Here is a 22,268-nt window from a genome sequence, read left to right as displayed (position 1 = left end):
CGCTCTACCTCTTTATGTTTGTTCATCTTTTAGCTTTTTCAGATTCAAAATCTTTTTTTTCATCTCTCGTTCGGATAAATCCTTCTCTTTGCGTGCAATCTTTTGGGCTTCCCAAAAGATTTTCAAATCACCCGACGCGACGATCGTATAGTTTGGGAATTCTTTTTCCAGCTTTTTGTTCACTTCACCTTCAATCTTCTTGGAACGAAAACGTTTAAGCTGTTTGATTTGATATGCCACTAGTAAATGCTTTTCCCCTTTAACAGCGACTACATCCCTGATTTCCGGAAAGGACGTCCTCATTTTCTCTTCTGCCTTTGTTTCAATTCGTTGATGATTTTGATGGGAAGCATTAATTTGCAGGACATTCTTTGGGGCTAAACTTTCAGCTTCTTGCTGACAGCCGTACAATAAAAGGGACGCTGACACTGCCCACATCACTGATCTTTTCATGAAAAACGCATCCTTTTCTTTAAATGATCCTTCTTCTTTTATGTTGTACATTGTCTGCCATTTTATGAGCGGGAAACAAAAGAACATGCAAGGCGATTAAAAGGAGGTTTATTGATAAGATGGATTCGCCTTTTGTACGTCTCATTTTCAAAACGGTCTAATATCAGAAAAGTGGAACGGGCCAAGTTACCGCTAAAAACGCTCACGCCCTGTGACCAACGCCGGCGTTTGAACATCCTGTTCTTCGAAAACTCAGGAAGAGCCAGGGGCCGCAGCTGGACAACTTTAACACGAAATTTATGCTTTTCTATACGTTAAAAAATCGTTTTTCCTCTTACCATCATGATTGGGAGGAGAAACGATTGTTTCTGTTTTTTCTTATATCATTTTTACCGTTTTATACTGAAGCAGTTTAGATGAATGAGAGTCCTCTTAGAATTCTCATCCATCTAAACTCCCATTCTTTTTAGCGCTTCGGCAGTTTTGAGCTGCAGCCGCAGCCTCTTGATTGAGCTTTTCTTGGAGCGGGATACGATTGATACACAGTTGGATGGGATGGTGACTTTTTTTGGAAATGTTTTCTTTTTTTAGGTTTATCCTCAGATACGTTTGATGAATGTTTAGAGGAATCATGGGAAGTCATGTAAGTTCCACCTCTTTTCTAAAAAACGACACCCTACTCCATCATATTCACATCCTGGCAGGTACGTGCTCTATTATCTGTACTATTAATGAATATGAGTACTTTATTTATGAGGATGATGACGTTTGCTAATTGCATTTTGTTCCTGTAATACCCTCATGAACCAGGAGTCATTCCCAGCTCGATTTCTATTCCTATGATGGTTCTCTTGTTCGAATACAGTCTCTTTGACTAAAGTCTCCTCCACTTGTGCCCTTGTTTTTTCCACCTCTTCTATTTCTTTGTTTCTCCTTCCATCTTTAATAGCGGAGACATCATTGATAAATGATTTCAGGAGATCGATTTGCTCTAGAAGTTCAACCTTTTCTTGTTTATGTCTTTCCAATGATTCCTTCATTTCTTCAATCAATTCTTGTTCTCTCCATTCTCTTTGCTGGAATTCCAAACACCTGTCTCGATAAAAGGAAAGTTGGGATTTTAAGGCGGCAATATATTTCTTCAAACTTTCTTCACTCAGTTTTTTATCACTCACATGCCTCACTCCTTTCGGATTCTATCATTAGCTTATGAAGGAAAATTCCCCATGTGACAGCTAACATTTTGTCAATGCTTGAATATGATATGACTAAGCTTTTTTCCTTTTGTTCAGTGCCCTGCTTGTCGGTTACGGGCTAAGAAATTCCGCTCCTGTCACGGCACATAAATAATAGTCATTCATACAATATATTAGTCCGATACCTAGATTTAGGGCTCAGAACAAGGACAATTATGATTAGGAGGTAAAACCATGCATGATCTAGAAAATCTTTGTATCCGCGTGCCTAAAGTTTATGATTGGGTAAACCGTCAAGTCGATTTACCTTTAATGAGCTTCATAGGCAACAGAGGTTTAGCTAAGCTAAATTTCGATTGTGAAGGAGCCTCAGGCTCAAAAGATGATCCATGTAAAGTTCTTGGCAAGCATACTGTTGCAAGGTGTTTCTTAAGTGATTCCGAAGGAAATCCTATCGACTCTCTTACATCTCCTGCGGTTGATATCGAAGAAATTGCTCAGCCAGATGGCCGTTTAAGCGTTACTTCCACTTTACCAAACGGTGAAAGAGTAACTCTTCAAAAAGTAAAAGTATTAGTAAAAGGATTCATTGTCATCGAAGTGTCTGATGCACATGGAGATACTTGTATCTCTGATCCTCAGCCATTTGCTGTAGCTCAAACGTTCTTCTTGTGTGCCCCTCCAGGAACCGAAGTAGTCGGTCATATCACATTCTTTGAATGCGATTCACACTTAATTTGTGACAATTATGAATTCCAGCAATTAGATGTCTCACTTACATTCTGCTTAGATGTTCAAATGGAGGCAACTGTAAAAGTAGAAGTGGAGGGACGCTTCTGCCGCCCTCGCCAAGAGCTTCCAATCAACATTTGCGATGTTCGTCAAATCCCTCCACAATGTCCGGATGTATTCCCTGGAGAAGACGACGATTTCTAAGATCTTCACTTATAGAGGAGAACTTTCTCCTCTATTTTTTATTATTTTCTTTCCGTTTCTATGCCTGTTCCATTCCACTTTCCTTTCATATTTGTTAACCAAATTTCCCCTGAACGGTTTGCGGCATTTTAGGTAATCGAATCAACCATCACTTAAAAAGGACAAAAAAACCCCCTTCATAACCTGAGAGAAAGGAAATGAAAGGTTGGCTTTTGGTAAGTTTATTGTTGGATGGTCGGTGTTTTGAGTCGCTTCTGTTGAAGAACATACATGAGGGAGGGGATGAGTAAAAATAAGCTGTAGGCAAAAGACATCCATATTGTAAAAGACATCATTTGGTCGTGGGCTAATCGGGAAAACAAAGCAGAGTGGTTCCATAAGGAGAATGTGTCAAGAAAAAGTCCTACTGCCGAACCGGCAATGCCGCATTTTAAAACAGCCTTTTTCGACCGATCTATTTTTATATAGAAAAACACAGCGAGAAAAATAAGAAGTGCCGTCACCGCTTCTAATGCGACAAATATCAAGAAAAATCGGGGAGAGCTAGTTGCTACTAAAACATAAGGACCGGCATAAACAAAAAACAAGGTTGCTCCTGCCCAAATGATCATGGACCAAGCAATCACTAGAAACCACTCTAGTAAAACTTTCATTTCGTTATTCTCCCTTCTCTTTTTGTAGATAATGGACTAAAGCTTCAACCGCTTCATACGTTCGTTCCGGAGAAAAATCAGGATTCATTAATGCCTGCAGCGCCAAGCCGTCTATAAGTGCATTCATTAAGGTTCCCCAGTCCCGGAATGAAATGCCTTTGATTGGAGACCTTTTCCATGATTCACTTAGCTGATTTGTTAAAACTTCATTTTCTTCCTGAAGGAGCTTTCCGATTCGTTCCCTAATCTTATCCTGGGTTAAACCGGCCGCTACGAGAGAGAAGAATAAAGAGTGATATATAGCGTCTTTTGTGCACCTTGCTTTAGCACCATTCAAGGCTTTTTCCAGCCTTTGATCCGTTGGTGACTGCTGAACGTTCTGCCATGATTCTTGACAAACGTCCTCAACAATTTGCAGCAGCAGCTGCTCTTTTGTACGAAAATGATAATAGACGGTTCCTTGTGTTACCTTTGCTCCTTCAGCTACCGCTTTTAACGTCAGTTTGTCGATTCCCTTTTCAGCAATACACTTCTTCGCCGATTGAATGAGTTCTTTCTTAGAAACCACACCGGGTTTTGCCAATCCTTTCCCCCCTTTCAGTTAGTTATTTAACTAACTGAACTTTATTATATATCCTTTTTTTGGTAAACACAATCCCATTTTCTTCATACATATAAGTAGGCAGAAAGGAGACTGAATAATGAAAAATAACTCCATTCCTCCGTCAGACAATATCCTTCAACTAAAACAAAAACTGATTTACTATAAATCAGAACTCAACCATTATGAGCAAAAAATAAAACACTATGAAAAAGCCTTGCAACAGGAAAAAGAAAATACAGCTTTCTGGCGTGATAAACATACTTCTATGATTGATTATTGGGAAAAAGAGGTCGATACCGAAGAGTTAGAACGAAAAATCAATTTATTAACAAACGAGCTGACAGAACAAAAGCTCATGAATAAGCATCTTAAGAAAAAGATGGCCCACCAAGAGCCACCAAAGCCCATCATTCAGATAAAAGAAAGACAGTTTGCCAAAAGTGATCTCATCGCTTTCTTTATGTATTCAGTTGTCATTCCGGCTGAAAAAGAAGAAGACACAGTAATTGTCGGGAATGCGGTCATCAAAAATCAAACGGACAAAGAACTCCATTCGCCGCTGCTTTGCTTAAAAATCACACCTCCTTTAAGTGCGAATTTAAGCGGAAAGATTGCCGGAGCTGGTAAAATGAATGCCGACTCCTTGTATGAGCAAGAATCTGGTGCCGAACAATGGGAATATGCTCATCCCAATTGGAAAGAAAAGATTCGAAAAGACGGGGAGTACTGGTTGAAGCCCATTCATACCACTGTTCTTCAACCAAATCGTATACTATCGTTTGATTCCTTTCAAATTGGTATTCATCAAGGTGACCATCTTCCCTCGTTTTTAATGGAGGGCTATCTTTATACAAATGAATGGCGTGACGGGGTTCCATTCTTAAATAAATTAGTGGTAAACTTTTCGCCATGACACGTTTACTTTATGTTTCGTCCGGTCATAGACGGATTTATACTTTTTTTGATAAGTGGATTGTTCAGTCATGCCATAATCTAAGTATTCCTATTAAAGTTGTTCCCCCCTTGCAAAGCATGGAGATTCTTAAGCAAACTATCTCTACGTTCCAGCCTGATACAATGCTCACCATGATTGGGGATCGATTCTCTCTTGAGAAGCTTCATTATATTCAAAAACAAGGGATTAAAACATTGGTATGGTTGACTGAAGATCCTTATTATATTGATTGCACCAAAACATATGCTCCTTGGTATGATTATATTTTTACCATCGAGAAACAGGCCGTTTCTGTGTATGAAGAACTCGGCCATCATCGCGTATACTACCTCCCGCTCGGAACAAATGATGGGGTGTTCCACTCAAGAAATATGGCCCCAAAATACGATATTTCTCTTATCGGCTTTCCTTACAGGAACCGAATCGCTCTCATTGAGCGTATTTTAAAAGACACCCCTTTTACCGTTGCTGTTGTAGGGCGCTGGAAAGGTATGATTAAAAACACACCCCGTCTTTATCTTTTTAACGGTTGGTTCCCTCCATATAAAACGGCTCATTTTTATAACGGTTCAAAAGTGAATTTAAATACACTTCGGGATGCAAAAGAAGAAATGAATGAGAATTCCTTGAATATTCCAAATGGCAGCATCAATAATCGAACCTTTGACATCGCTGCCTGTGAGGCTTTTCAAATCGTTCAACATTCTGAAGGAATCACGCCATTCTTCGAGCCTGACCGGGACATTGTCACCTTTCACGATGAAGAAGATTTATTGAAAAAGCTTTTTTACTATATGGATCTTGATCAAGAAAGGAACGCTATTGCCAGGAGAGCGGCTGACAAAACCAAACACTATCATACCTTCTTACATCGGCTTGCTTATATGATAGAAACGGTTCAAAGTGATCTCCATTAAGCATATGACTAACCGCCCAGCCAAAAAACGCGGCTGGCTCAAAAGCCTCTGGGGAAGGACAATCATCTATTTTTTCCTAAAAACTCCTCTCCATCATACCCAAATTGATTTTTCAGCTTCTTTCAACATTCTTCTATGCGCGCCTTTCTGTTCTCTCATCTTGAACGAGATTACAAGAGTTCCCTAAAAAAATTGACATGGGCGTTTTTTGCCCATGTCAATTTTTTATGCGGGTTTATTTACTCGTGGAAATCTGCCCCCCCCCGTATAAAACAAATTATATTGATGCGCTAATTTCATATATTGCCGTTCATTATCAATGTTATGAAGAGGGTGATACACTTCGATTCCGTCAAACCCCATTTTTAACAATTCTTCAATGATAGCTTGGTTAGAAATGACCGCTGGATGGGCTAATACTGCTGCTCCGCCACTGCTTCCTCTATTCCAGCCATTGTATCGTGGTCGGTAATGGCAATCGTCCTTTTTCCCAATTGCTTCATTTTATGTACAACTTCTCTCAGTGATAGTGCTCCATCCGAAGCCGTCGTATGCATATGTAAATCATAGGCACCGCCTTTTACTGCTTGGCGAATATCCATATCAATTCTCCCCTTAGACGATTGCATTTTGTGTGGATTGAACACTTCCACACGTTTTTAGTCTATTGTAAATGATGCAATGGCAGAAGAAAAGCTTCGAAGTTGACCTGCAAACATCAAAAAGACTGCTTGCAGATCAACCTCATCACAAAGCCTCATGTATATACTCGTTTAAAGCTTCTTTCCAGGAACGCATTTGAAAATCGGCATTTCCTCCTAAAGCAGAATAGGCAGGTCTTCTAGCGGGAAGTTTACCTGGCTCGGATGGAACGGGAACCACTAAACTTTGGTCAACCCCTGCTTTTTTATAAATGTATTGGGCAAGTTCAAACCAGCTGCAGCAGCCTTCATTCGAAATATGATAGATTCCGTATGGATACTTTGTAACAGTCGTTAACGTTTCAGCCAGATCTTGGATATTAGTAGGAGAGCCGAATTGATCATTAATCACCCGAATTTCTTCTTCTTGTTTTGCCTTTTCCAATACCATGTTAACAAAATTGTGACTGGATTTCCCATACAGCCAGGATGTTCGGATCACATAGCTTTCCGGATGGACAAGCAGTACAAAACGCTCTCCAAGCCGTTTACTCTCCCCGTACACATTAATTGGATTGGGTTTATCCTTTTCTAGATAAGGCGACTTTTTCATACCGTCAAATACATGGCCTGTACTTATATAAACAAGATCGGCAAAAGCCTCTTTGGCTGCCTTTGCAATGTTTAAAGTACCGAAGCTGTTGATTTCAAAAGCTCTTTCATATTCATCTTCACAAACGTCTACATCTGTATAGGCTGCGCAATGAAAAATGCAAGCCGGTTTTAACTTGTGTAAAAGATTATGCACATTTTCTTTATTGGTGACATCGAGTTCCTTTTTTGTAAGTGCATACACTTCATAACATTCTCGTAATCGTGAAACAAGCTCTTTTCCCAGCCGGCCGCTTGCCCCCGTGACCATTACACTCATGCTTTTCCCCTGCCTTTGGTATGTCTTTGATGGTTTTGTGATATCAAGCAATAACGAATTTCTTTTCCCCTAAGCTATGCTGGCTGTGAACTTATTCAAGCAAAGCTTCATTCCAAACGGGACTCAAGAATACCCGCTACGCCTGCGATCGCAAGGATCGTGACAACAGGCAACGTAAGATGAGGAATATAGACAAATCCAAGATAAAGGAAAATGGCACACCACATCCCCGTACACCAATAACAGCTGAGTAATTCTCCAATCCACTTGCGTATCCCTGTTCCGCGGACGTTCAAATACGTCACAACGCTTCCATCTTCTTGTGTTTCTTCCACCACTTCATGAAAAGGCTTACGTAAAAACAAGGTAATCTTGTCAAAGACAATGAGTCTTGTTAAACGAAATGTCGCTAGAACAAACAAGATAAGCTCAAACCATGTCATATCCATTTTTGCACCACCCTTTGGTTTGTAGGCAAAACAAACGAATAAAAAGGATGATATCAGCCTTATCTGCTATACAATATGTTCTCCACCCTTTTTCTGAAACTCGTTCATTGAATTTCTTTCATGACCGTTGGTGTTTTCCAACATAAAAAAGCTAACGCAATGATTAAACATCGTGTTAGCTTTCAACTCAGTTTTATCATCTCTCAAATTTTGATAATGGCAATTTGTGTGACGGCTTGCAGCGGAACCGAAACGGGTTCCTTTTGAGGCGGAGTGATGATGGAAAGCTTTTCTGGATTCACTTCAATGATCGTTCCCCGATACGTTTTTTCTTTTGTCATCACATCACAAATAGGCTGGGACATGTGTTTGGGAAACTGCACGAGAAATGAAGCCTTTTCTTTAATTGACATCTCCTGGAACATTTTATGAGGCTTTTTCGGCTCCTCTTTTTCGAATTCCTCTTCTTTCACGGAAGAAATAATAGAAAAATTGGGTTCCTCTTTTGTTTCCGGCTTCTTGCTTACGGTCTCCCCCGGCACTTCTTCTTGTTGATCCTTTTTAGCATTAGAACTAAAAAAGGACTGCATCGGCCGCGTCGACTGTTTAATGTCCGGCTGTACAATATACATTAACGGGGCATTTGCTTCCGTTTTTGTTCTTGAGCTTTTCATTGAAGCATCCCTCCATAGATCAGATAGCACTCTCTTAAAAATGTATGCCCCTTATACAGCAAACTTGTTCTTTTTTTTACTTTTATAGAAATAAATGCATCTATTACAAAAAAAGTCGGCCGGTCACTGATCCAGCATATTATCTCCAAAAGGCCTTAACAATCACGGAGCACGATGAACCGATTATTTTAAAAGATGGACAGCTGCACACAGGAACACGTCCTGCTCTTCATCAATGATTATGTTTCATAAAAGAATCGTTCCTTTCTGGTTTGGGTCGTTGTGGCGGCTTCCCTTACACCAGTTTGGACCGATTCTTTTATTTTTTTACACCAAATAAAAAAAAGCTTGACCCAAAAGGCACGTTACGTACCTTTCGGGTCAGCTCCCTGTTTTTAGCGTGCGATAATGTGGAATCCGGAATCCACGTGGATATTTTCACCCGTAATGCCGCGGGCAAAATCACTGAATAAGAAGACAGCTGTGTCTCCCACTTCTTCCGGAGTTGTTGTACGACGAAGAGGTGAACGCTCTTCAATTTCTTTTAAAATCGAATTGAAGTCACTGATGCCTTTAGCGGAAAGAGTACGGATCGGTCCAGCTGAAATTGAGTTTACACGAATACCATATTTTCCTAAATCAGCCGCTAAATACTTTACACTTGCGTCAAGCGATGCTTTCGCTACCCCCATTACATTATAGTTAGTAACAACACGCTCTCCGCCAAGATACGTCAACGTAACAATGCTTCCCCCTTCTGCCATTAAATCTTTACTTGCTTTTGCCACAGCCGTTAAAGAATAAGAACTAATGTTATGAGCAAGCAAGAACCCTTCACGGTTCGTATTCATATACTCACCTTGCAGTTCTTCTTTGTTTGCAAATGCGATGCAGTGAGCGATTCCATGAATAACGCCTACTTCTTCTTTAATGGTCGCAAAACATTTTTCAATGTCCTCGTCACTTGTCACATCACAAGGAAGCACAAGCGAATCTTCGCGTTCTAAGCTTTCAGCAAGATCACGTACACTCTTTTCTAAACGCTCTCCGACGTATGTAAAAATCAATCTCGCCCCTGCTTCATGAAGAGAACGGGCAATCCCCCAAGCGATGCTGCGTTTATTTGCCACTCCCATTACCACATATGTGCGGTTTTCCAAGGATAAACTTTTCATTTTTTCATACCCTCCTATTTAACACAAGTTATTAGTACCTAGTCTTAAAACTAGTATATCATAAATAGTCTACAGTTTGTAAAGATTAATTCGCAGCAATCATCTTAAATAAAAAAGGAGCTATGTCTCATAAGCTCCCAATAAGTCTTCAATCAATCATAAAACTTGATTTCTATTGAAAGGACCCGTCACTGAATCCGTTGATTTTGCCGGATTTTCATGATGGGTCCTTTCAGGAGGATAAGTCAAAAGGGATGCTTTTTATCTCTTTTGACTTATCCTCTTTAGCATTCTTCACAAAACTCCATTGCCCTTCTTAATTCACTTACATATTCCTGGGAACCAGTCACAATAAGCTTATCGCCGAGCTGCAGCTCCGTATCTCCATGCGGAACGATGGAGTCTTTCCCGCGGAAAATTCGTACAAAGATAATGTCTCCGGTAAATGGGAAATTTCGTAAAGCTAAGCCGTCATATTTGCTGTTTTCAAGATCAATCTCATAAAGAGCGCTGTCTTGATTCGTTAAAATATTGATGACTTTTGGTGATTCAATTAAAGCCTTCATCAGTGCTTTCGTCGATAAGAGAACCGAAAAGACTTCGATATTGGCTTCTCTTAGCCGCTCTTCTAACTCGGGTGTTTCCACACGGGCAATAACGCGTTCTATTCCATACTCCTTTGCCGCCAAGGCAATGGCGGCATTTCGCTTTTCTTCACCTGATGTAATAACAAGAACGTCCGTATCAAATGCACCATTTTTCTTTAATAAATCAAGTTCATAGCTTTCAATTTCTTTAATATGAAAAACCGGGTCTGCAATCACTTCTTCTACTTTGTCCTGCTTTGGATGAAAAATGGTGTAGTCATACATTTTTTCATTCAATTCACGGACAACCGGCAGGGTAAACTGATTGGCCCCGATAAAGTTCACTGTAATTTTCGTATCCTCGGCCGTTTTTTTCGGGAAGAGTTTTTTAAATACAATTGGAGTAATAATACAGCTTATGATTGCTACTAAAATAAGAGCACCTGACATTTGGGCATCAATGACACCCAGCTTTTCGCCAATTGTGGCTGCGGCAATCACAAGTGAAAGAGTCGATGTTAACAAGAAGCCAGAAGCAAGCACAGTTTTCGTATCATACCAAGCTTTCAATATCATGGCCGGGATTGCTTTTGATATGAATAGTGCGAGAAGCAATAATGGAATTAAAATAAGAATCCTGTCATCCGTAAATAGTGACCAGACATCCAACTTGACTCCGACCATTACAAAAAAGATAGGGATAAGAAAGCCGTAGCCAAATGAGTCCAGTTTATGAACCAAATCGGGATTAGGAGATAATAAAGACACAAGTACGCCCGCAAGGAACGCACCTAAAATGTTCTCAGCTCCAATGGATTCCGAAACCGCTACTAACACGATAATGAGGGTAAACACAGCCCGCGTACCAATTTGGATCGTTCCTTTCGACATCGTCTCAAGGAATGAACGGTGCTTAAATGATTTACCGAAAAAGTAGATGATGACACCTGCCCCAAATAAAATGAGAAGCAGCCATGTGTTCCCGCCGCCTTTTTCATATAAAGAAGCAAAAACAGCGAGTAAGATCATGGTGACAAGGTCAGCGATAACGGCTACAAGCAAAATGATCTGTCCAATCGTACTTTTCATGATTTGCGCTTCTTTAAGAGTTGGCACTACAACGCCAAGTGAAATGGTCGAAATGATTAATGTCATTAAAAAGGCATTATCAATAAATCCTGTCCAAACAAAAAGATAAGAAAGGAAAAGAGAAATAGCAAAAACAGCCAAAAAAATCAGCGTTGATATCGTAAACGGATTAGGGGCATTGTTTCCATTGGGGAGTTTTTCTTTTTTCTTGCTCCCTGCAAAAGCGGAAAAGTCAATTTCCAATCCACTCAAAAACATTAAAAAGATAAAGCCAAGCGTTGACAATGTTTCCAGCCACATATCTTGCTCTACAAGATTCAAACCGCTTTGTCCAATAATCAATCCCATAATGATTTCCGCCACTACGACAGGAATGACTCTCAACCTGAGACGGTGCAGCAAAATAGGGGTCAAAAAGGCAACAATAATTACAATCAGCAGTGATGTCACTGAAGCATGATGTTCCATACTAATCCCCTCCTTTATCTCAATACTACTGTAGATAACTCATGAATAATGTCGCTAAACCAAAATAAATTAAAATGCTAATAATATCATTAATCGTGGTAATAAACGGACCAGACGCAACAGCAGGGTCAATGTTCAATCGGTGCATAATGAGCGGGACAAGCGAACCGGCCAGTGTTGCGACAGTCAAGGTCGCAAAGATGGAAGCTCCTACAAGCAAACCGAGAAAAACATCTCCATGCCATATATATACGACACCTGTAACGAGAATTCCGCACGTACCACCGGTAATAAGACCGGTTCCCGCTTCTCGTGCAATTAGCTTCCATTTACTTTCGTTTCCTACCTCCCCTGTTGCGAGACCACGGATTGCAACAGCCAATGCCTGTGTTCCTGTATTTCCTGCCATTCCTGCAATAAGGGGAATAAACACAGCCAGAATCGCCACCTTATTTAAGGTTTCCTCGAATCTTCCGATCAGGCTTGCTGTCAGCATTCCCAAGAACAATAAAATGATAAGCCACGGCAACCGCTTGCGTGCAGCATTGAACGGCCCCTTGTCGACGGCATCGACATCACTTATTGCCGCCAGCTTGGAATAATCGTCAGATGCTTCTTCATCAATAACGTCGATGACATCATCTACTGTGATGATTCCAAGCAAGTGATTTTGAAAATCGACAACAGGCAGAGCCAGAAAGTTATAGTCCCTCATGGTTTGGGCTACCTCTTCCTGGTCTTGTGCAACTGACGCGGAAACTACTCGGTCATACATAATGTCTGAAATCATGGTCTCATCATCAGATACAATCAAATCACGAAGGGACACAACCCCTACCAGCTTTTTTTCATCGTCAATTACATACACATAATAAATCGTCTCTGCTTCCAGGGCTTCTCTCTTCAAGATTCGCATGGCAGATCGTACGGTTTGATTCGCTTGAATAGAGATGAACTCCGTTGTCATGATACTGCCAGCTGTATACTCTTCGTAATGAAGCAGTTCTTTAATCTCCTGGGCTGCCTCATCATCCATAATCGTTAAATAGCTGGCTGCCTGCTCCTTATCAAGTTCATTTAAGACGTCCACTGCATCGTCAGCATACATATGTGAAAGCATGTCAGCGGCAAAGGAGGGGTGCATTTCCGCTAATAATTGCTGATAATCTTCCTCCGGCACTTCTAACGTTTCAAATATATATGCTACTTCACTAGGAGATAAAAACCGGTAAAGCTGAAGCCGTTGATTCTCATCTAACTCGGCATAAAACTTAGCTTGGTCGTAGGAATGGAGGACGAGAAACTCTTCACGAAACTCCTCGATCTTTTCTTCTATCAGCAATTCTAATAATCTTTGTTCTGTTTCTTCCCGCAACTCTTTTTGCTCTGAACGGCCCATTTTTCACCACCTCAATTCGAAACTCATTTAACTTTATTATGAACCGGAAACAAAACGCAACTAATACACATAATTCTTAACAAACATGTAAAGTTAAGCGCTTTAGTGTCCGTCATGTTTATCAAACTTTAAAATAATTTTAGCTAATTTAAATCCTTAAAAGCATGATAATCAACATGATTATTGCCAAAGCCTCTCTACAATATATAGCTTTACAATCAACTTCAGCGTTTCCCGGTGGGATGATAGGGGAAAACAGGTTTTGCGTGGCCCTATCGTTCTTGTCACCGTCATACATGATAAACACTTGATATAATTGGAGTTGTTACGGTGAACAATACAGAAAGGCGAAGTTTTAATTTTTACCCGAATGGCAAAAAGATAAACCTGAAAGTTTCAACTATAGTTTGTACAAATAAGTGACTATTTTATCTTTTAGAAAGGACGATACAGATGAAGTTCGATGTCATTGGAGATATACATGGTTGTTATAAAGAGTTCGTACAGTTAACGGAAAAGCTGGGGTATGTATGGGACAAAGGATTTCCGCAACATCCGCAGGGCCGCCAATTGGCATTTGTAGGCGATTTGACAGACCGGGGGCCGCGTTCTCTAGACGTCATTCGCATTGTACATAAACTTGTCATCCAACAAAAAGATGCCTACTACTGTCCAGGCAATCACTGTAATAAGCTTTACCGTTTCTTTCTCGGGAATAAGGTACAAATTACACATGGATTGGAAACAACCGTTGCGGAATACCAAGCCCTCTCACCAAGAGAACAAAAAGCTATTCGTCACCAGTTTATAGAACTTTATGAAAAGTCCCCTCTTTATTGGCAGCTGGATCAAAATAGACTAGTCGTAGCCCATGCCGGCATTCGAGAGGACTATATCGGAAAAAATAGCAAGAAGGTCCAAACATTTGTCTTATACGGAGACATTACAGGTGAATCCCATCCAGACGGCTCTCCCGTTCGCCGTGATTGGGCCCAATATTATAAAGGGGATGCCATAATTGTTTATGGTCATACTCCCGTCAAAGAACCAAGAAAAGTGAACAATACAATCAATATCGATACCGGGGCCGTGTTCGGAGGGGCTTTAACCGGTTTTCGCTACCCTGAAAGCGAGACAATCTCCGTTCCGTCTTCCATGCCCTATGTGCCGGAAAAATTCCGATCATTTGAGGATTCATAATGTATACAATCTTTTTTGAATGTAAAACGATTGCGGCGCTCTCCCCGCTGCACTTTATATAAAGAAAAAATTCCGATGCACAGGACGTGCCAGCAAAGGCGCTGCGACAGGACGTCGCGGTTTTAGCCTTTGTTCTTTCCCTGATGGTTACGGGCTCTTATGGACAGTTACTTTTCCTCGATCCTCACCCGGGCTTACTGGCCGTTAAAGCGGGACAAACAAAAGAACCGGGATTTTTCCCGGTTCCATTGCTTTCACTCTATTATTTTCTTCATGTCCCCCGGAACTTCCGCCGTAAAGAAAAATTCCTTTTGAAGGATCGGATGGTAAAAGTGCAGTTCATGGCTATGGAGAGCTTGACGTTCAATTTTATCCCTTTTCCCCCCGTACAGCTCATCTCCTAAAAGAGGATGACCCAAATATGACATATGAACACGAATTTGATGTGTCCTGCCTGTCTCAAGCTTTAGCGCTACATATGTAAAATCCTCTGATCGTTGTAACACTTTATAATGTGTCACGGCATGCTGTCCATCTTCTCTTACTTCCCGTTCAATAATGCTCTCGCTTTTTCGCCCAATCGGTGCATCCACCGTTCCTTTATCAAAGGCAAGGGTTCCATGGACTATTGCCCGATATGTACGCTGGATCGTATGGCGTTGCTGCTCTTTTGAGAATAAGTAGTGCACGTAACGGTACTTGGCGACAATCAAAAGGCCTGATGTGTCCCGATCGAGCCGATTCACTAAATGGATGGTCGAAGCAATACCTTGCTGTTCATAATAATAGAGAAGGGCATGACTCATCGACCCTGTCGGATGCTCTCGGGATGGAATGCTTGATAAAAATGGGGGTTTATTGATGACTAAAATGTAGTCATCTTCATACACAATCTCAAGAGGGATGTTCTCCCCTGTCAATCCTTCACTTGGGATTTCAGGAGGAAATAAAACAGATAGCATATCCCCTTGCTTCAGTGAATAACGAACGGTCACATGCCCGCCATTCACTAAAATATCCCCCCCATTAAACTTAATATCTGTGAGCGCTGTCTTTGAAATATGATGTTTCTTTAAAAATTCCCGTACTAAAACTCCTTCATCCTTCTCAGTAATGGACCATGTCAATGTAAATTGCTCACTCATTCATTCCGTTCCTTTCAATATGGCTGTGTTAAAGCTTTGGTGTTGATTTTTGGCTGATTTGAATGAAACGAAAATAGTAGAAATCAACATCGCTCTTTAACAAAGTCCCCAATATAAAGGTATTGTCTCTCACACTTACCGTGAGACAGTCTTTTGCTCTTCTCTTATTTATACTCTTAATCGCAGACGAACGAATCTCTTACCCTTTGCCAGAAGGGAAATGCACGGAAACGGGCGAAGCGAATTTTTTCATTCGCAACACGGAATTGAATAGATTTAACATCTTTATGTAAAAGAGTAAGGTGGTCAACTGTAATTTGGAAGTCCACATCATTGATTGGCTTTAACATGCATGTATGATGGGACGGTAAAACAAGAGGGGAGCCAATCGTCCGGAATACCCGGTTGTTAATGGAAGCCATTTCTGCGACCTGGAGAACCTCCAACGAAGGATGCAAAATAGCGCCTCCAAGTGATTTATTATACGCTGTACTCCCAGAAGGCGTTGAAATACATAAACCGTCCCCCCGGAATGTTTCAAATAGCTGTCCCTTAATCTCCAAATTCATGACAAGCGACCCTTCAACGCTTTTTACCGTACATTCGTTCAAGGCCAAGTAACGTGATTCCCGACTGCCGTTTATATACCGAATAATCACTTCTAATAACGGATATTCCACTACCTGATAAGGTGTTTTAGCAATAGCAATCACCAATTTTTCAATTTCCTCCGGAACCCAATCTGCATAAAACCCTAAGTGACCAGTATGCACTCCAACAAAAGCCGTTTTATCAAGACGCTTGCGGTAGCGGTGAAATGCATATAAAAGAGTTCCGTCCCCTCCTACTGATATAACGATATCAGGTTGATTTTCATCGTACTCTAACTGGAAATCCAGCAAGTAGGTACGCATCTTTTGCATTAACATATTGGAGGTTTGATCACCTTTTGATGTAATCGCAAATTTCATCTTTTTCACCCCATCCCTTTTTTTCGGCGTACAGGACATGCTGACGAAGAAACAGTGATAAGACGTCGCCTTTATAACCTTTAGTCCTTTAGCCGTCTTGCACTTGGTTTCTTTTCCCTATTATTCATCCGGGTTATCTTGTTTTCGTGAGAAGATGACTTGGGCTTCTTGAATTTCTCCACGAATTTGTGACATCTCTTCGTCTAACAGAAACGCGGCTTCTGCTGCACGCTGCAAGCGCTCTTTGATATCTTGGGGAAATTTTCCGCTGTATTTATAATTTAATGAGTGTTCGATGGTTGCCCAAAAGTTCATCGCCAATGTTCGAATCTGAATTTCAACTAAAATGTTTTTTTCTCCCTTGATAGTTTGAACCGGATATCGAATGACGACGTGATAAGAGCGGTAGCCGCTTTCTTTTTTTCGCGTAATATAATCTCTCTCTTCGACAATTTCAAAATCCGTACGTTGACGAAGTAATAATACGACCGTTTTAATGTCATCAACAAATTGACACATCATTCGCAATCCGGCTATATCCTGCATTTCCTCTTCCAATTTATCAAGCGGGATGCCTTTCCTCGCAGCTTTATCCAAAATGCTTGGAATAGGTTTCACTCTTCCCGTCACAAACTCAATTGGCGAGTGCATCGATTGCATTTCAAACTGTGAACGCATCCCCTTCAGCTTCACCTTCAGCTCGTCTACCGCCTGTTTATAAGGAGCCAAAAATAAATCCCAATGCTGTACCATTGATAACATGTCCCCCAATCTGCCAGTACTAACGAAGCGAACTTTTTATCTTTTTTTATAATTCGCTTTTGCGAGTTAAGAAAACCTCTTCGACCTTTGAAACCATATGCTCGCCGTAGTTGGCGTTTCCTTCAATGTTCTCAATTAAATATGTAAGCTCACTCAAGAATCCGTCTAACTTTACAGTTCGGTCATTCAGCTTTAAGCATACATCGTAGTTATTTTCAAGCGCCCCCTTCAAGTTACCCCAAATATTAACAGGTATGCTAACATAAACAAACTCATCGTTAATGTCGATAATATAAATAAATGACACATTATCAGAATCGGTAATCATTTGAGCAGTATCACGAATTTCCTTCCCTTCTGTCTTAAATGGTTGTGCAATCAGGTATAATTGTTGCTGCTCAATATAACTTTCTAGCACTTCAATTCGTTTTTGCATATATAAACTCCTTCCAACAAACCAATTCGTTTTTATTTTAACATAAGGACTGTTTCTTTGATAAAGCGAAACTTCCATGAGAGGGAGTTCTTTTCCCTCTCATGGTTAGTTGAACTTATCGGGTACTTACGGACGGTTATTCTTCCCGATTACTCTCCATGCTTATCGTCCGGGCTCATCGCTCCTTAAAACGGGATAGCCATTGCTAGTCAAACAAGTTCATGGAATAATAAGAAAAGCGCAAGCGCCTTGGTCAGCCCTGACAAGTGCTGGCCGACTAAAAGCGCCACGTCCTGTGGCAACGTCGGCACTAGTATATCCTGTACGTCGGAGGTCTGGCAGGTGAAGTTGTTCTTTGACTTCATCAGCTGGAACGAAACGGCTCGAGGGGCTGGGCGCTGGAGCCAGACACTCTCGTAAACCAACATTTTTATACTTGCTCACCCTTTGAAAAAAGATAAAGAAGAAAGGACTGCCTCCATGAAACAGGAAGTAGAAATCGAATTTAAAAATTTATTGACCGAAGAAGAATTTCACACACTCACTTCTCATTTCTCCCTCGGAGAAGATGATTTTATGACACAAGAAAATCACTATTTTGATACAACTGATTTTCAATTAAAAACCCACGGTTCTGCCCTAAGGATTCGTAAAAAGGGAGATACATATGTCCTAACCTTAAAACAGCCGCATGAAAACGGACTGTTGGAATCCCACCAGCCTTTATCCTTTCAAGAAGCAGACTATTTAATAAACGGAAAGGGAACAGTAGCAGGCGACATCGCAGAACTAATTAAACGGCTCGGCGTGGATGTCACGAAACTCTTTTATTTCGGTACCCTCACTACAAAAAGGGCACAGCTTTTTTATAAAGACGGGCTTCTTGTGTTGGATCATAGTTTTTATTTAAACCGAGATGATTATGAGCTGGAATTTGAAGCAAAGAATTTTCAGCTTGGCCAACAGCAATTCAAGGAATTGCTGCAACAATTTCATATTCCAATACGGCAAACAGACAATAAGATCCGTCGATTCTATCAACTGAAATATTCACAAATAAGCGAGGAGTAAACATGGATGTTCAATCTTTAAAAACATTACTCGAATTACAAGCGTTGCGCAACTTTTCGACTACATCCGTTACGCAAACCGACACAACGGCCTCTTTATTTCAGGACGTATTAGAGCAATTCATCGCCGACCAGAACCAGCCGGCCAGGAAAGAAACTTCCTTGTCGCTTCCTTTTTCTCCTTCCCCCCTTCCCATCAAACAGGGGGCATTTATACCGAACACGGAAAAGCTGATTTCCTCTGCACCAGGAAACAGAGCATCTTCAAGCATAGATAGAATAATTGAAAAGGCGGCTCAAACGTATAACCTGGATCCAAAACTTCTCAAATCAGTGATTCGTCAAGAATCAAATTTCAATCCAAAGGCAAAAAGCCATGTCGGAGCGATAGGACTGATGCAGTTAATGCCAAGTACCGCTCGTGCACTTGGGGTAGACGATCCTTATGACCCGATGCAGAATGTGCTTGGCGGAGCCAAATATTTACGACAGATGCTCGATAAGTATGATGATAACCTCCATCTAGCCCTGGCGGCGTATAATGCAGGTCCAGGAAACGTAGACAAATACGGAGGGATCCCTCCTTTTAAAGAAACAGAACGATATGTCCAAAAAATCACCGATACGTACTTTGCTTAATGATCTTTTAGTTTCATCCTTTTGATCTCCTGACTTTTATTATGAAGGAATCAAAAGGATGATTTTTGGATTGAAAAACTGCGCACATACACATGCTAACATTGGATATATCTCCTCCTCCTCCCATAAAGGTTTCATAAGCGGATAGTTTGAGATATTACCTTGACGTTGATACAATAAACGTAAATTCAAGAAACTGATTGAAAAGACCGGTTATGAAAAACCCACTAAAATCATGTTTTTTATAAACGGTCCTTACAGCAGAAAAAATTTTGCCACCTATTTTTACACTTATAAGAAATCACACTACACAATTAACCAAAAAGACAAATGATGAATCGCCAATCAACAAAAAGGTATTCATTGTTGTCGTGAACAATAGGTTTAAAGGAGTTATAAACATGACGAATCAAATACACACGCCCTATGAGGCTATCGGTGGTGAGGAGATGTTAGCCAAGCTCGTGGATGCGTTTTACAACCGGGTAGGAAATCATCCTGAACTGGCTCCTATTTTTCCCGACGATTTAACGGAAACAGCTCGAAAACAAAAGCAATTTCTCACTCAATATTTGGGCGGTCCCGCCATTTATACAGAAGAACACGGACATCCCATGCTGCGTGCCCGTCATCTGCCCTTTCCTATCACACCATCCAGAGCCAAAGCTTGGCTGCACTGTATGAGTCAAGCAATGGACGAAGTGGGACTTGAAGGTGACATTCGAACTCAATTTTTCCAACGTCTTGTATTAACAGCTCAGCATATGATTAATACACCGGGAGATCAAGATGAGGAAGGAAGTTAACCTTGAGCGTTCAAGATTTCTATTCTGATCCATCTTATTCTTTATCACAGCTTTGTCAAGGATCCAATAAAAAACCGTTGGAAATTTATTTCTTCATTGATCCTTTGTGCCCTGAATGTTGGGCTCTTGAACCGATTGTCAAAAAACTTCAAATTGAGTACGGGCAATTTTTCACTTTAAAACATGTACTGAGCGGCCGCTTGGCAACCTTAAATGTGAGTCCGAAGCAAAAGTTCGAAAATATGGCCCGTGTATGGGAACGAGCAGCCAGCCGTTCCGGGATGTCATGTGATGGAAATCTTTGGCTTGAAAGCCCCATTTCCTCTCCATACTCTGCTTCTATCGCCATTAAGGCGGCAGGATTACAAGGAAAGAGACAAGGAATCCGATTTCTGCGCAAAGTGCAGGAAGTCGTATTTCTGGAAAAACAAAATATATCCGATGTAAGTGTGTTAATGCAATGTGCCCAAGAGGTTGGGTTGGATACGAATGAATTTTATAAGGATTTACATTCTGAAAGTGCCACAAAAGCCTTTCAATGTGATGTTAAAATTACAGCGGAAATGGACGTTCAGGAAATGCCTACTCTCGTCTTCTTTAATGAAAATGTCGAAGAGGAAGGAATTAAAATCACGGGATGCTACCCATATGAAATGTATGTACAAATTCTTCATGAAATGTTAGCAGATCGTCCTGAACCATCACCTCTGCCTCCATTAAATATGTTTTTGCGATACTTTAAATTTGTGGCAACAAAAGAAGTCGCGGTTGTCTACAATGTTTCGACAAAAGAAGCGGAACGGGAATTGAAGAAACTGCAACTGCAGCAAAAAGTAGAGCAAGTGCCGGTAAAGTATGGAACCTTCTGGAGATATATCGGCGAGTAAATATAAAAAAACTCCTTAATGTCAGGAACCTTGAAAGACAAAGACAGACGCGCAGTTACCCATATACTTTTTGAATAAACAAAAAAGACCCGGAAAACCGGGTCTTTTTCGTTTGTCTTAAGACAACAAGGGGATGGGAGAAATTTTTCACGGTCAAACAAAGGGGTATATGTTTGTTTTGTGATAAACTTCACCTTAATAATATAGCAAATTATGTCGACTTTTGACAAGTGCTTTTTTTCAAATTCACAATTTCGTCAAATTCTATTCATATTTTTCCTCTTCTTCTCATAGGACATATTAAAAGGAAGAATATCCAGAATGTCGAATAATGTTATTTTTTGAAAGGAGTATAGGAATGAATTTGCACCTGTTAATTTTGAGCAGTATCAGTGTTATCGCTTCTTTTCTTTTTCATCTACTCGGCTTAATGAATTTAGCCCCCCTCATTATTACGACACCTCTTCTGTTCTTTACCATTTTTATTTTCTTAATGCTTCTCAACAATCATAGACGATTTCGCGGATTCAAATGAAAAAGCCATGGATGCCCATGGCTTTTCGCTTATTTTGCTGCCAAACCGTTCATTAATAAATAAATCGTGGCATTCATTTCTTTATGATCATCCCAATCAGCATCTGTCATGATCATAAAACGTGCCAGTAAAAACCCGATAACCGTTGTCATCGTCATGCGAATAACCGTGCCGGATGGAACATCAGCAATTTCTCCATTCTCTTGAAAGTGTTCGACGATTCTCTTGAACTTTTCTAATACATTTTCGGTAAAAATGACTTGAATCTGTGACTTTATTTCATCGTGAAAGGCCAGTTCCTGCAGAAAAATCTTTATTATCGGAAGATGTTTTTTAACAAACTCATAACGATTTTCCATCAAGGCATAAACGAATTCTTCATACGAACCGTATTCGTTTTCAAATACTTTTTTGACAAAATCTTTTGTTAAAAAAGGGGCCACTACTTTCGTTAAGGTTGGGGTAACGATTGCTAACAGCAAATCTTTTTTCGTTTTATAGTGCCTAAAGATCGTGCCTTCAGCCACCCCTGCTTTCTTGGCAATCTCACTTGTAGAAGTAGCCGCATATCCTTTTTGAGAAAAAATTCCAATTGCCGCTTCTAAAATTTTTGCTTGCTTTTCACTCAGTTTGATCTCTTCGTCATTAATTCTCAATAATTCTTCCAGCCAACGTTCATTCATAAAACTA

The 22,268-nt window shown here is 40.5% G+C and carries 24 protein-coding genes; 8 read left to right on the top strand and 16 right to left on the bottom strand.

Annotation, left to right across the window (positions count from 1 at the left end):
• Positions 1-12 precede the first annotated feature (12 nt).
• Together ACFOU2_RS13265 and ACFOU2_RS13260 are read right to left on the bottom strand one after the other, a co-directional pair.
• The gene (locus tag ACFOU2_RS13265) at positions 13-453 is read right to left on the bottom strand and encodes a YhcN/YlaJ family sporulation lipoprotein (protein WP_377915873.1); all 441 of its coding nucleotides are present in this window, start codon (positions 451-453) and stop codon (positions 13-15) included.
• 746 nt (positions 454-1,199) lie between these two features.
• Positions 1,200-1,628, bottom strand: coding sequence for a hypothetical protein (locus ACFOU2_RS13260; RefSeq protein WP_377915871.1), 429 nt, complete (start codon positions 1,626-1,628; stop codon positions 1,200-1,202).
• 255 nt (positions 1,629-1,883) lie between these two features.
• On the opposite strand from ACFOU2_RS13260, the gene ACFOU2_RS13255 reads away from it, so the two are divergent.
• Complete coding sequence (locus ACFOU2_RS13255; RefSeq protein ID WP_377915869.1) at positions 1,884-2,585, top strand: BMQ_0737 family morphogenetic spore coat protein; 702 nt, start codon at positions 1,884-1,886, stop codon at positions 2,583-2,585.
• Positions 2,586-2,806: 221 nt separating this feature from the next.
• Here ACFOU2_RS13255 and ACFOU2_RS13250 read toward each other — a convergent pair whose 3' ends face one another.
• A complete protein-coding gene (locus ACFOU2_RS13250; protein WP_377915867.1) occupies positions 2,807-3,238 on the bottom strand; it encodes a DUF5367 family protein in 432 nt (143 codons plus the stop codon).
• A 4-nt stretch (positions 3,239-3,242) separates the two neighbouring features.
• Entirely contained in the window at positions 3,243-3,821 is a 579-nt protein-coding gene (locus ACFOU2_RS13245) for a TetR/AcrR family transcriptional regulator (RefSeq protein ID WP_377915865.1), read from the bottom strand.
• A 118-nt stretch (positions 3,822-3,939) separates the two neighbouring features.
• On the opposite strand from ACFOU2_RS13245, the gene ACFOU2_RS13240 reads away from it, so the two are divergent.
• On the top strand, positions 3,940-4,755 hold the full coding sequence (locus tag ACFOU2_RS13240; RefSeq protein ID WP_377915863.1) for a hypothetical protein: 816 nt from the start codon (positions 3,940-3,942) through the stop codon (positions 4,753-4,755).
• A gap of 119 nt (positions 4,756-4,874) precedes the next feature.
• Positions 4,875-5,714: a CgeB family protein gene (locus ACFOU2_RS13235; RefSeq protein ID WP_377916394.1), complete on the top strand. Its 840-nt coding sequence runs from the start codon at positions 4,875-4,877 to the stop codon at positions 5,712-5,714.
• A 413-nt stretch (positions 5,715-6,127) separates the two neighbouring features.
• Here ACFOU2_RS13235 and ACFOU2_RS13230 read toward each other — a convergent pair whose 3' ends face one another.
• The 7 genes from ACFOU2_RS13230 to mgtE form a co-directional block, all read right to left on the bottom strand.
• The gene (locus ACFOU2_RS13230; protein ID WP_377915861.1) at positions 6,128-6,316 is read right to left on the bottom strand and encodes a PHP domain-containing protein; all 189 of its coding nucleotides are present in this window, start codon (positions 6,314-6,316) and stop codon (positions 6,128-6,130) included.
• 145 nt (positions 6,317-6,461) lie between these two features.
• Entirely contained in the window at positions 6,462-7,286 is an 825-nt protein-coding gene (rfbD, locus tag ACFOU2_RS13225) for a dTDP-4-dehydrorhamnose reductase (RefSeq protein ID WP_377915859.1), read from the bottom strand.
• 107 nt (positions 7,287-7,393) lie between these two features.
• Positions 7,394-7,729, bottom strand: coding sequence for a DUF1360 domain-containing protein (locus tag ACFOU2_RS13220; protein ID WP_377916392.1), 336 nt, complete (start codon positions 7,727-7,729; stop codon positions 7,394-7,396).
• A gap of 209 nt (positions 7,730-7,938) precedes the next feature.
• Entirely contained in the window at positions 7,939-8,409 is a 471-nt protein-coding gene (locus tag ACFOU2_RS13215; RefSeq protein ID WP_377915857.1) for a CotO family spore coat protein, read from the bottom strand.
• Positions 8,410-8,804: 395 nt separating this feature from the next.
• Positions 8,805-9,584: an enoyl-ACP reductase FabI gene (fabI, locus tag ACFOU2_RS13210; RefSeq protein WP_377915855.1), complete on the bottom strand. Its 780-nt coding sequence runs from the start codon at positions 9,582-9,584 to the stop codon at positions 8,805-8,807.
• A gap of 284 nt (positions 9,585-9,868) precedes the next feature.
• A complete protein-coding gene (locus tag ACFOU2_RS13205; protein ID WP_377915853.1) occupies positions 9,869-11,728 on the bottom strand; it encodes a monovalent cation:proton antiporter family protein in 1,860 nt (619 codons plus the stop codon).
• Positions 11,729-11,753: 25 nt separating this feature from the next.
• On the bottom strand, positions 11,754-13,127 hold the full coding sequence (mgtE, locus tag ACFOU2_RS13200; RefSeq protein WP_377915851.1) for a magnesium transporter: 1,374 nt from the start codon (positions 13,125-13,127) through the stop codon (positions 11,754-11,756).
• Between the two features lie 453 nt (positions 13,128-13,580).
• On the opposite strand from mgtE, the gene prpE reads away from it, so the two are divergent.
• Positions 13,581-14,327 carry a bis(5'-nucleosyl)-tetraphosphatase PrpE gene (prpE, locus tag ACFOU2_RS13195; RefSeq protein WP_377915849.1) on the top strand — a complete coding sequence of 249 codons (747 nt, stop codon included), beginning with the start codon at positions 13,581-13,583 and terminating at the stop codon, positions 14,325-14,327.
• A 254-nt stretch (positions 14,328-14,581) separates the two neighbouring features.
• Here prpE and ACFOU2_RS13190 read toward each other — a convergent pair whose 3' ends face one another.
• The 4 genes from ACFOU2_RS13190 to ACFOU2_RS13175 all read right to left on the bottom strand — a co-directional run bounded on the left by ACFOU2_RS13190 (position 14,582) and on the right by ACFOU2_RS13175 (position 17,641).
• Positions 14,582-15,472: an RluA family pseudouridine synthase gene (locus ACFOU2_RS13190; RefSeq protein ID WP_377915848.1), complete on the bottom strand. Its 891-nt coding sequence runs from the start codon at positions 15,470-15,472 to the stop codon at positions 14,582-14,584.
• A 176-nt stretch (positions 15,473-15,648) separates the two neighbouring features.
• The gene (locus ACFOU2_RS13185) at positions 15,649-16,443 is read right to left on the bottom strand and encodes an NAD kinase (protein ID WP_377915846.1); all 795 of its coding nucleotides are present in this window, start codon (positions 16,441-16,443) and stop codon (positions 15,649-15,651) included.
• 120 nt (positions 16,444-16,563) lie between these two features.
• Entirely contained in the window at positions 16,564-17,196 is a 633-nt protein-coding gene (locus tag ACFOU2_RS13180) for a GTP pyrophosphokinase (RefSeq protein ID WP_377915844.1), read from the bottom strand.
• Positions 17,197-17,251: 55 nt separating this feature from the next.
• Entirely contained in the window at positions 17,252-17,641 is a 390-nt protein-coding gene (locus ACFOU2_RS13175) for a UPF0738 family protein (RefSeq protein ID WP_377915842.1), read from the bottom strand.
• 480 nt (positions 17,642-18,121) lie between these two features.
• Between ACFOU2_RS13175 and ACFOU2_RS13170 the strand changes: the two genes are divergently transcribed.
• From ACFOU2_RS13170 to ACFOU2_RS13155, 4 genes are all read left to right on the top strand, one after another.
• The gene (locus ACFOU2_RS13170) at positions 18,122-18,712 is read left to right on the top strand and encodes a CYTH domain-containing protein (RefSeq protein WP_377915840.1); all 591 of its coding nucleotides are present in this window, start codon (positions 18,122-18,124) and stop codon (positions 18,710-18,712) included.
• A 2-nt stretch (positions 18,713-18,714) separates the two neighbouring features.
• On the top strand, positions 18,715-19,350 hold the full coding sequence (locus ACFOU2_RS13165) for a lytic transglycosylase domain-containing protein (RefSeq protein WP_377915838.1): 636 nt from the start codon (positions 18,715-18,717) through the stop codon (positions 19,348-19,350).
• 401 nt (positions 19,351-19,751) lie between these two features.
• Positions 19,752-20,156 (top strand): globin domain-containing protein, encoded by a 405-nt coding sequence (locus tag ACFOU2_RS13160; RefSeq protein ID WP_377915836.1) that lies wholly within the window; start codon positions 19,752-19,754, stop codon positions 20,154-20,156.
• A gap of 2 nt (positions 20,157-20,158) precedes the next feature.
• Entirely contained in the window at positions 20,159-21,043 is an 885-nt protein-coding gene (locus ACFOU2_RS13155) for a ClpXP adapter SpxH family protein (protein ID WP_377915834.1), read from the top strand.
• 564 nt (positions 21,044-21,607) lie between these two features.
• Here ACFOU2_RS13155 and ACFOU2_RS13150 read toward each other — a convergent pair.
• A complete protein-coding gene (locus tag ACFOU2_RS13150; RefSeq protein WP_377915832.1) occupies positions 21,608-22,261 on the bottom strand; it encodes a TetR/AcrR family transcriptional regulator in 654 nt (217 codons plus the stop codon).
• Between the last annotated feature and the right edge of the window lie 7 nt (positions 22,262-22,268).

Source organism: Bacillus songklensis, from assembly GCF_042649685.1.
GTDB lineage: Bacteria > Bacillota > Bacilli > Bacillales > Bacillaceae_H > Bacillus_BA > Bacillus_BA songklensis.
The sequence above is the reverse complement of the archived record's forward strand: the minus strand, read 5'-3'. Positions and strand labels throughout refer to the sequence as shown.

What these genes read in the sequence shown, in the direction of transcription:
- ACFOU2_RS13180 (WP_377915844.1), bottom strand. Translation starts at nt 17,196, where the DNA reads ATGGTACAGCATTGGGATTTATTTTTGGCTCCTTATAAACAGGCGGTA.
- ACFOU2_RS13160 (WP_377915836.1), top strand. Translation starts at nt 19,752, where the DNA reads ATGACGAATCAAATACACACGCCCTATGAGGCTATCGGTGGTGAGGAG.
- rfbD (WP_377915859.1), bottom strand. Translation starts at nt 7,286, where the DNA reads ATGAGTGTAATGGTCACGGGGGCAAGCGGCCGGCTGGGAAAAGAGCTT.
- ACFOU2_RS13205 (WP_377915853.1), bottom strand. Translation starts at nt 11,728, where the DNA reads ATGGAACATCATGCTTCAGTGACATCACTGCTGATTGTAATTATTGTT.
- ACFOU2_RS13215 (WP_377915857.1), bottom strand. Translation starts at nt 8,409, where the DNA reads ATGAAAAGCTCAAGAACAAAAACGGAAGCAAATGCCCCGTTAATGTAT.
- ACFOU2_RS13170 (WP_377915840.1), top strand. Translation starts at nt 18,122, where the DNA reads ATGAAACAGGAAGTAGAAATCGAATTTAAAAATTTATTGACCGAAGAA.
- ACFOU2_RS13175 (WP_377915842.1), bottom strand. Translation starts at nt 17,641, where the DNA reads ATGCAAAAACGAATTGAAGTGCTAGAAAGTTATATTGAGCAGCAACAA.
- fabI (WP_377915855.1), bottom strand. Translation starts at nt 9,584, where the DNA reads ATGAAAAGTTTATCCTTGGAAAACCGCACATATGTGGTAATGGGAGTG.
- ACFOU2_RS13265 (WP_377915873.1), bottom strand. Translation starts at nt 453, where the DNA reads ATGAAAAGATCAGTGATGTGGGCAGTGTCAGCGTCCCTTTTATTGTAC.
- ACFOU2_RS13165 (WP_377915838.1), top strand. Translation starts at nt 18,715, where the DNA reads ATGGATGTTCAATCTTTAAAAACATTACTCGAATTACAAGCGTTGCGC.
- ACFOU2_RS13185 (WP_377915846.1), bottom strand. Translation starts at nt 16,443, where the DNA reads ATGAAATTTGCGATTACATCAAAAGGTGATCAAACCTCCAATATGTTA.
- ACFOU2_RS13240 (WP_377915863.1), top strand. Translation starts at nt 3,940, where the DNA reads ATGAAAAATAACTCCATTCCTCCGTCAGACAATATCCTTCAACTAAAA.
- ACFOU2_RS13220 (WP_377916392.1), bottom strand. Translation starts at nt 7,729, where the DNA reads ATGACATGGTTTGAGCTTATCTTGTTTGTTCTAGCGACATTTCGTTTA.
- ACFOU2_RS13250 (WP_377915867.1), bottom strand. Translation starts at nt 3,238, where the DNA reads ATGAAAGTTTTACTAGAGTGGTTTCTAGTGATTGCTTGGTCCATGATC.
- ACFOU2_RS13150 (WP_377915832.1), bottom strand. Translation starts at nt 22,261, where the DNA reads ATGAATGAACGTTGGCTGGAAGAATTATTGAGAATTAATGACGAAGAG.
- prpE (WP_377915849.1), top strand. Translation starts at nt 13,581, where the DNA reads ATGAAGTTCGATGTCATTGGAGATATACATGGTTGTTATAAAGAGTTC.
- mgtE (WP_377915851.1), bottom strand. Translation starts at nt 13,127, where the DNA reads ATGGGCCGTTCAGAGCAAAAAGAGTTGCGGGAAGAAACAGAACAAAGA.
- ACFOU2_RS13230 (WP_377915861.1), bottom strand. Translation starts at nt 6,316, where the DNA reads ATGGATATTCGCCAAGCAGTAAAAGGCGGTGCCTATGATTTACATATG.
- ACFOU2_RS13190 (WP_377915848.1), bottom strand. Translation starts at nt 15,472, where the DNA reads ATGAGTGAGCAATTTACATTGACATGGTCCATTACTGAGAAGGATGAA.
- ACFOU2_RS13235 (WP_377916394.1), top strand. Translation starts at nt 4,875, where the DNA reads ATGGAGATTCTTAAGCAAACTATCTCTACGTTCCAGCCTGATACAATG.
- ACFOU2_RS13255 (WP_377915869.1), top strand. Translation starts at nt 1,884, where the DNA reads ATGCATGATCTAGAAAATCTTTGTATCCGCGTGCCTAAAGTTTATGAT.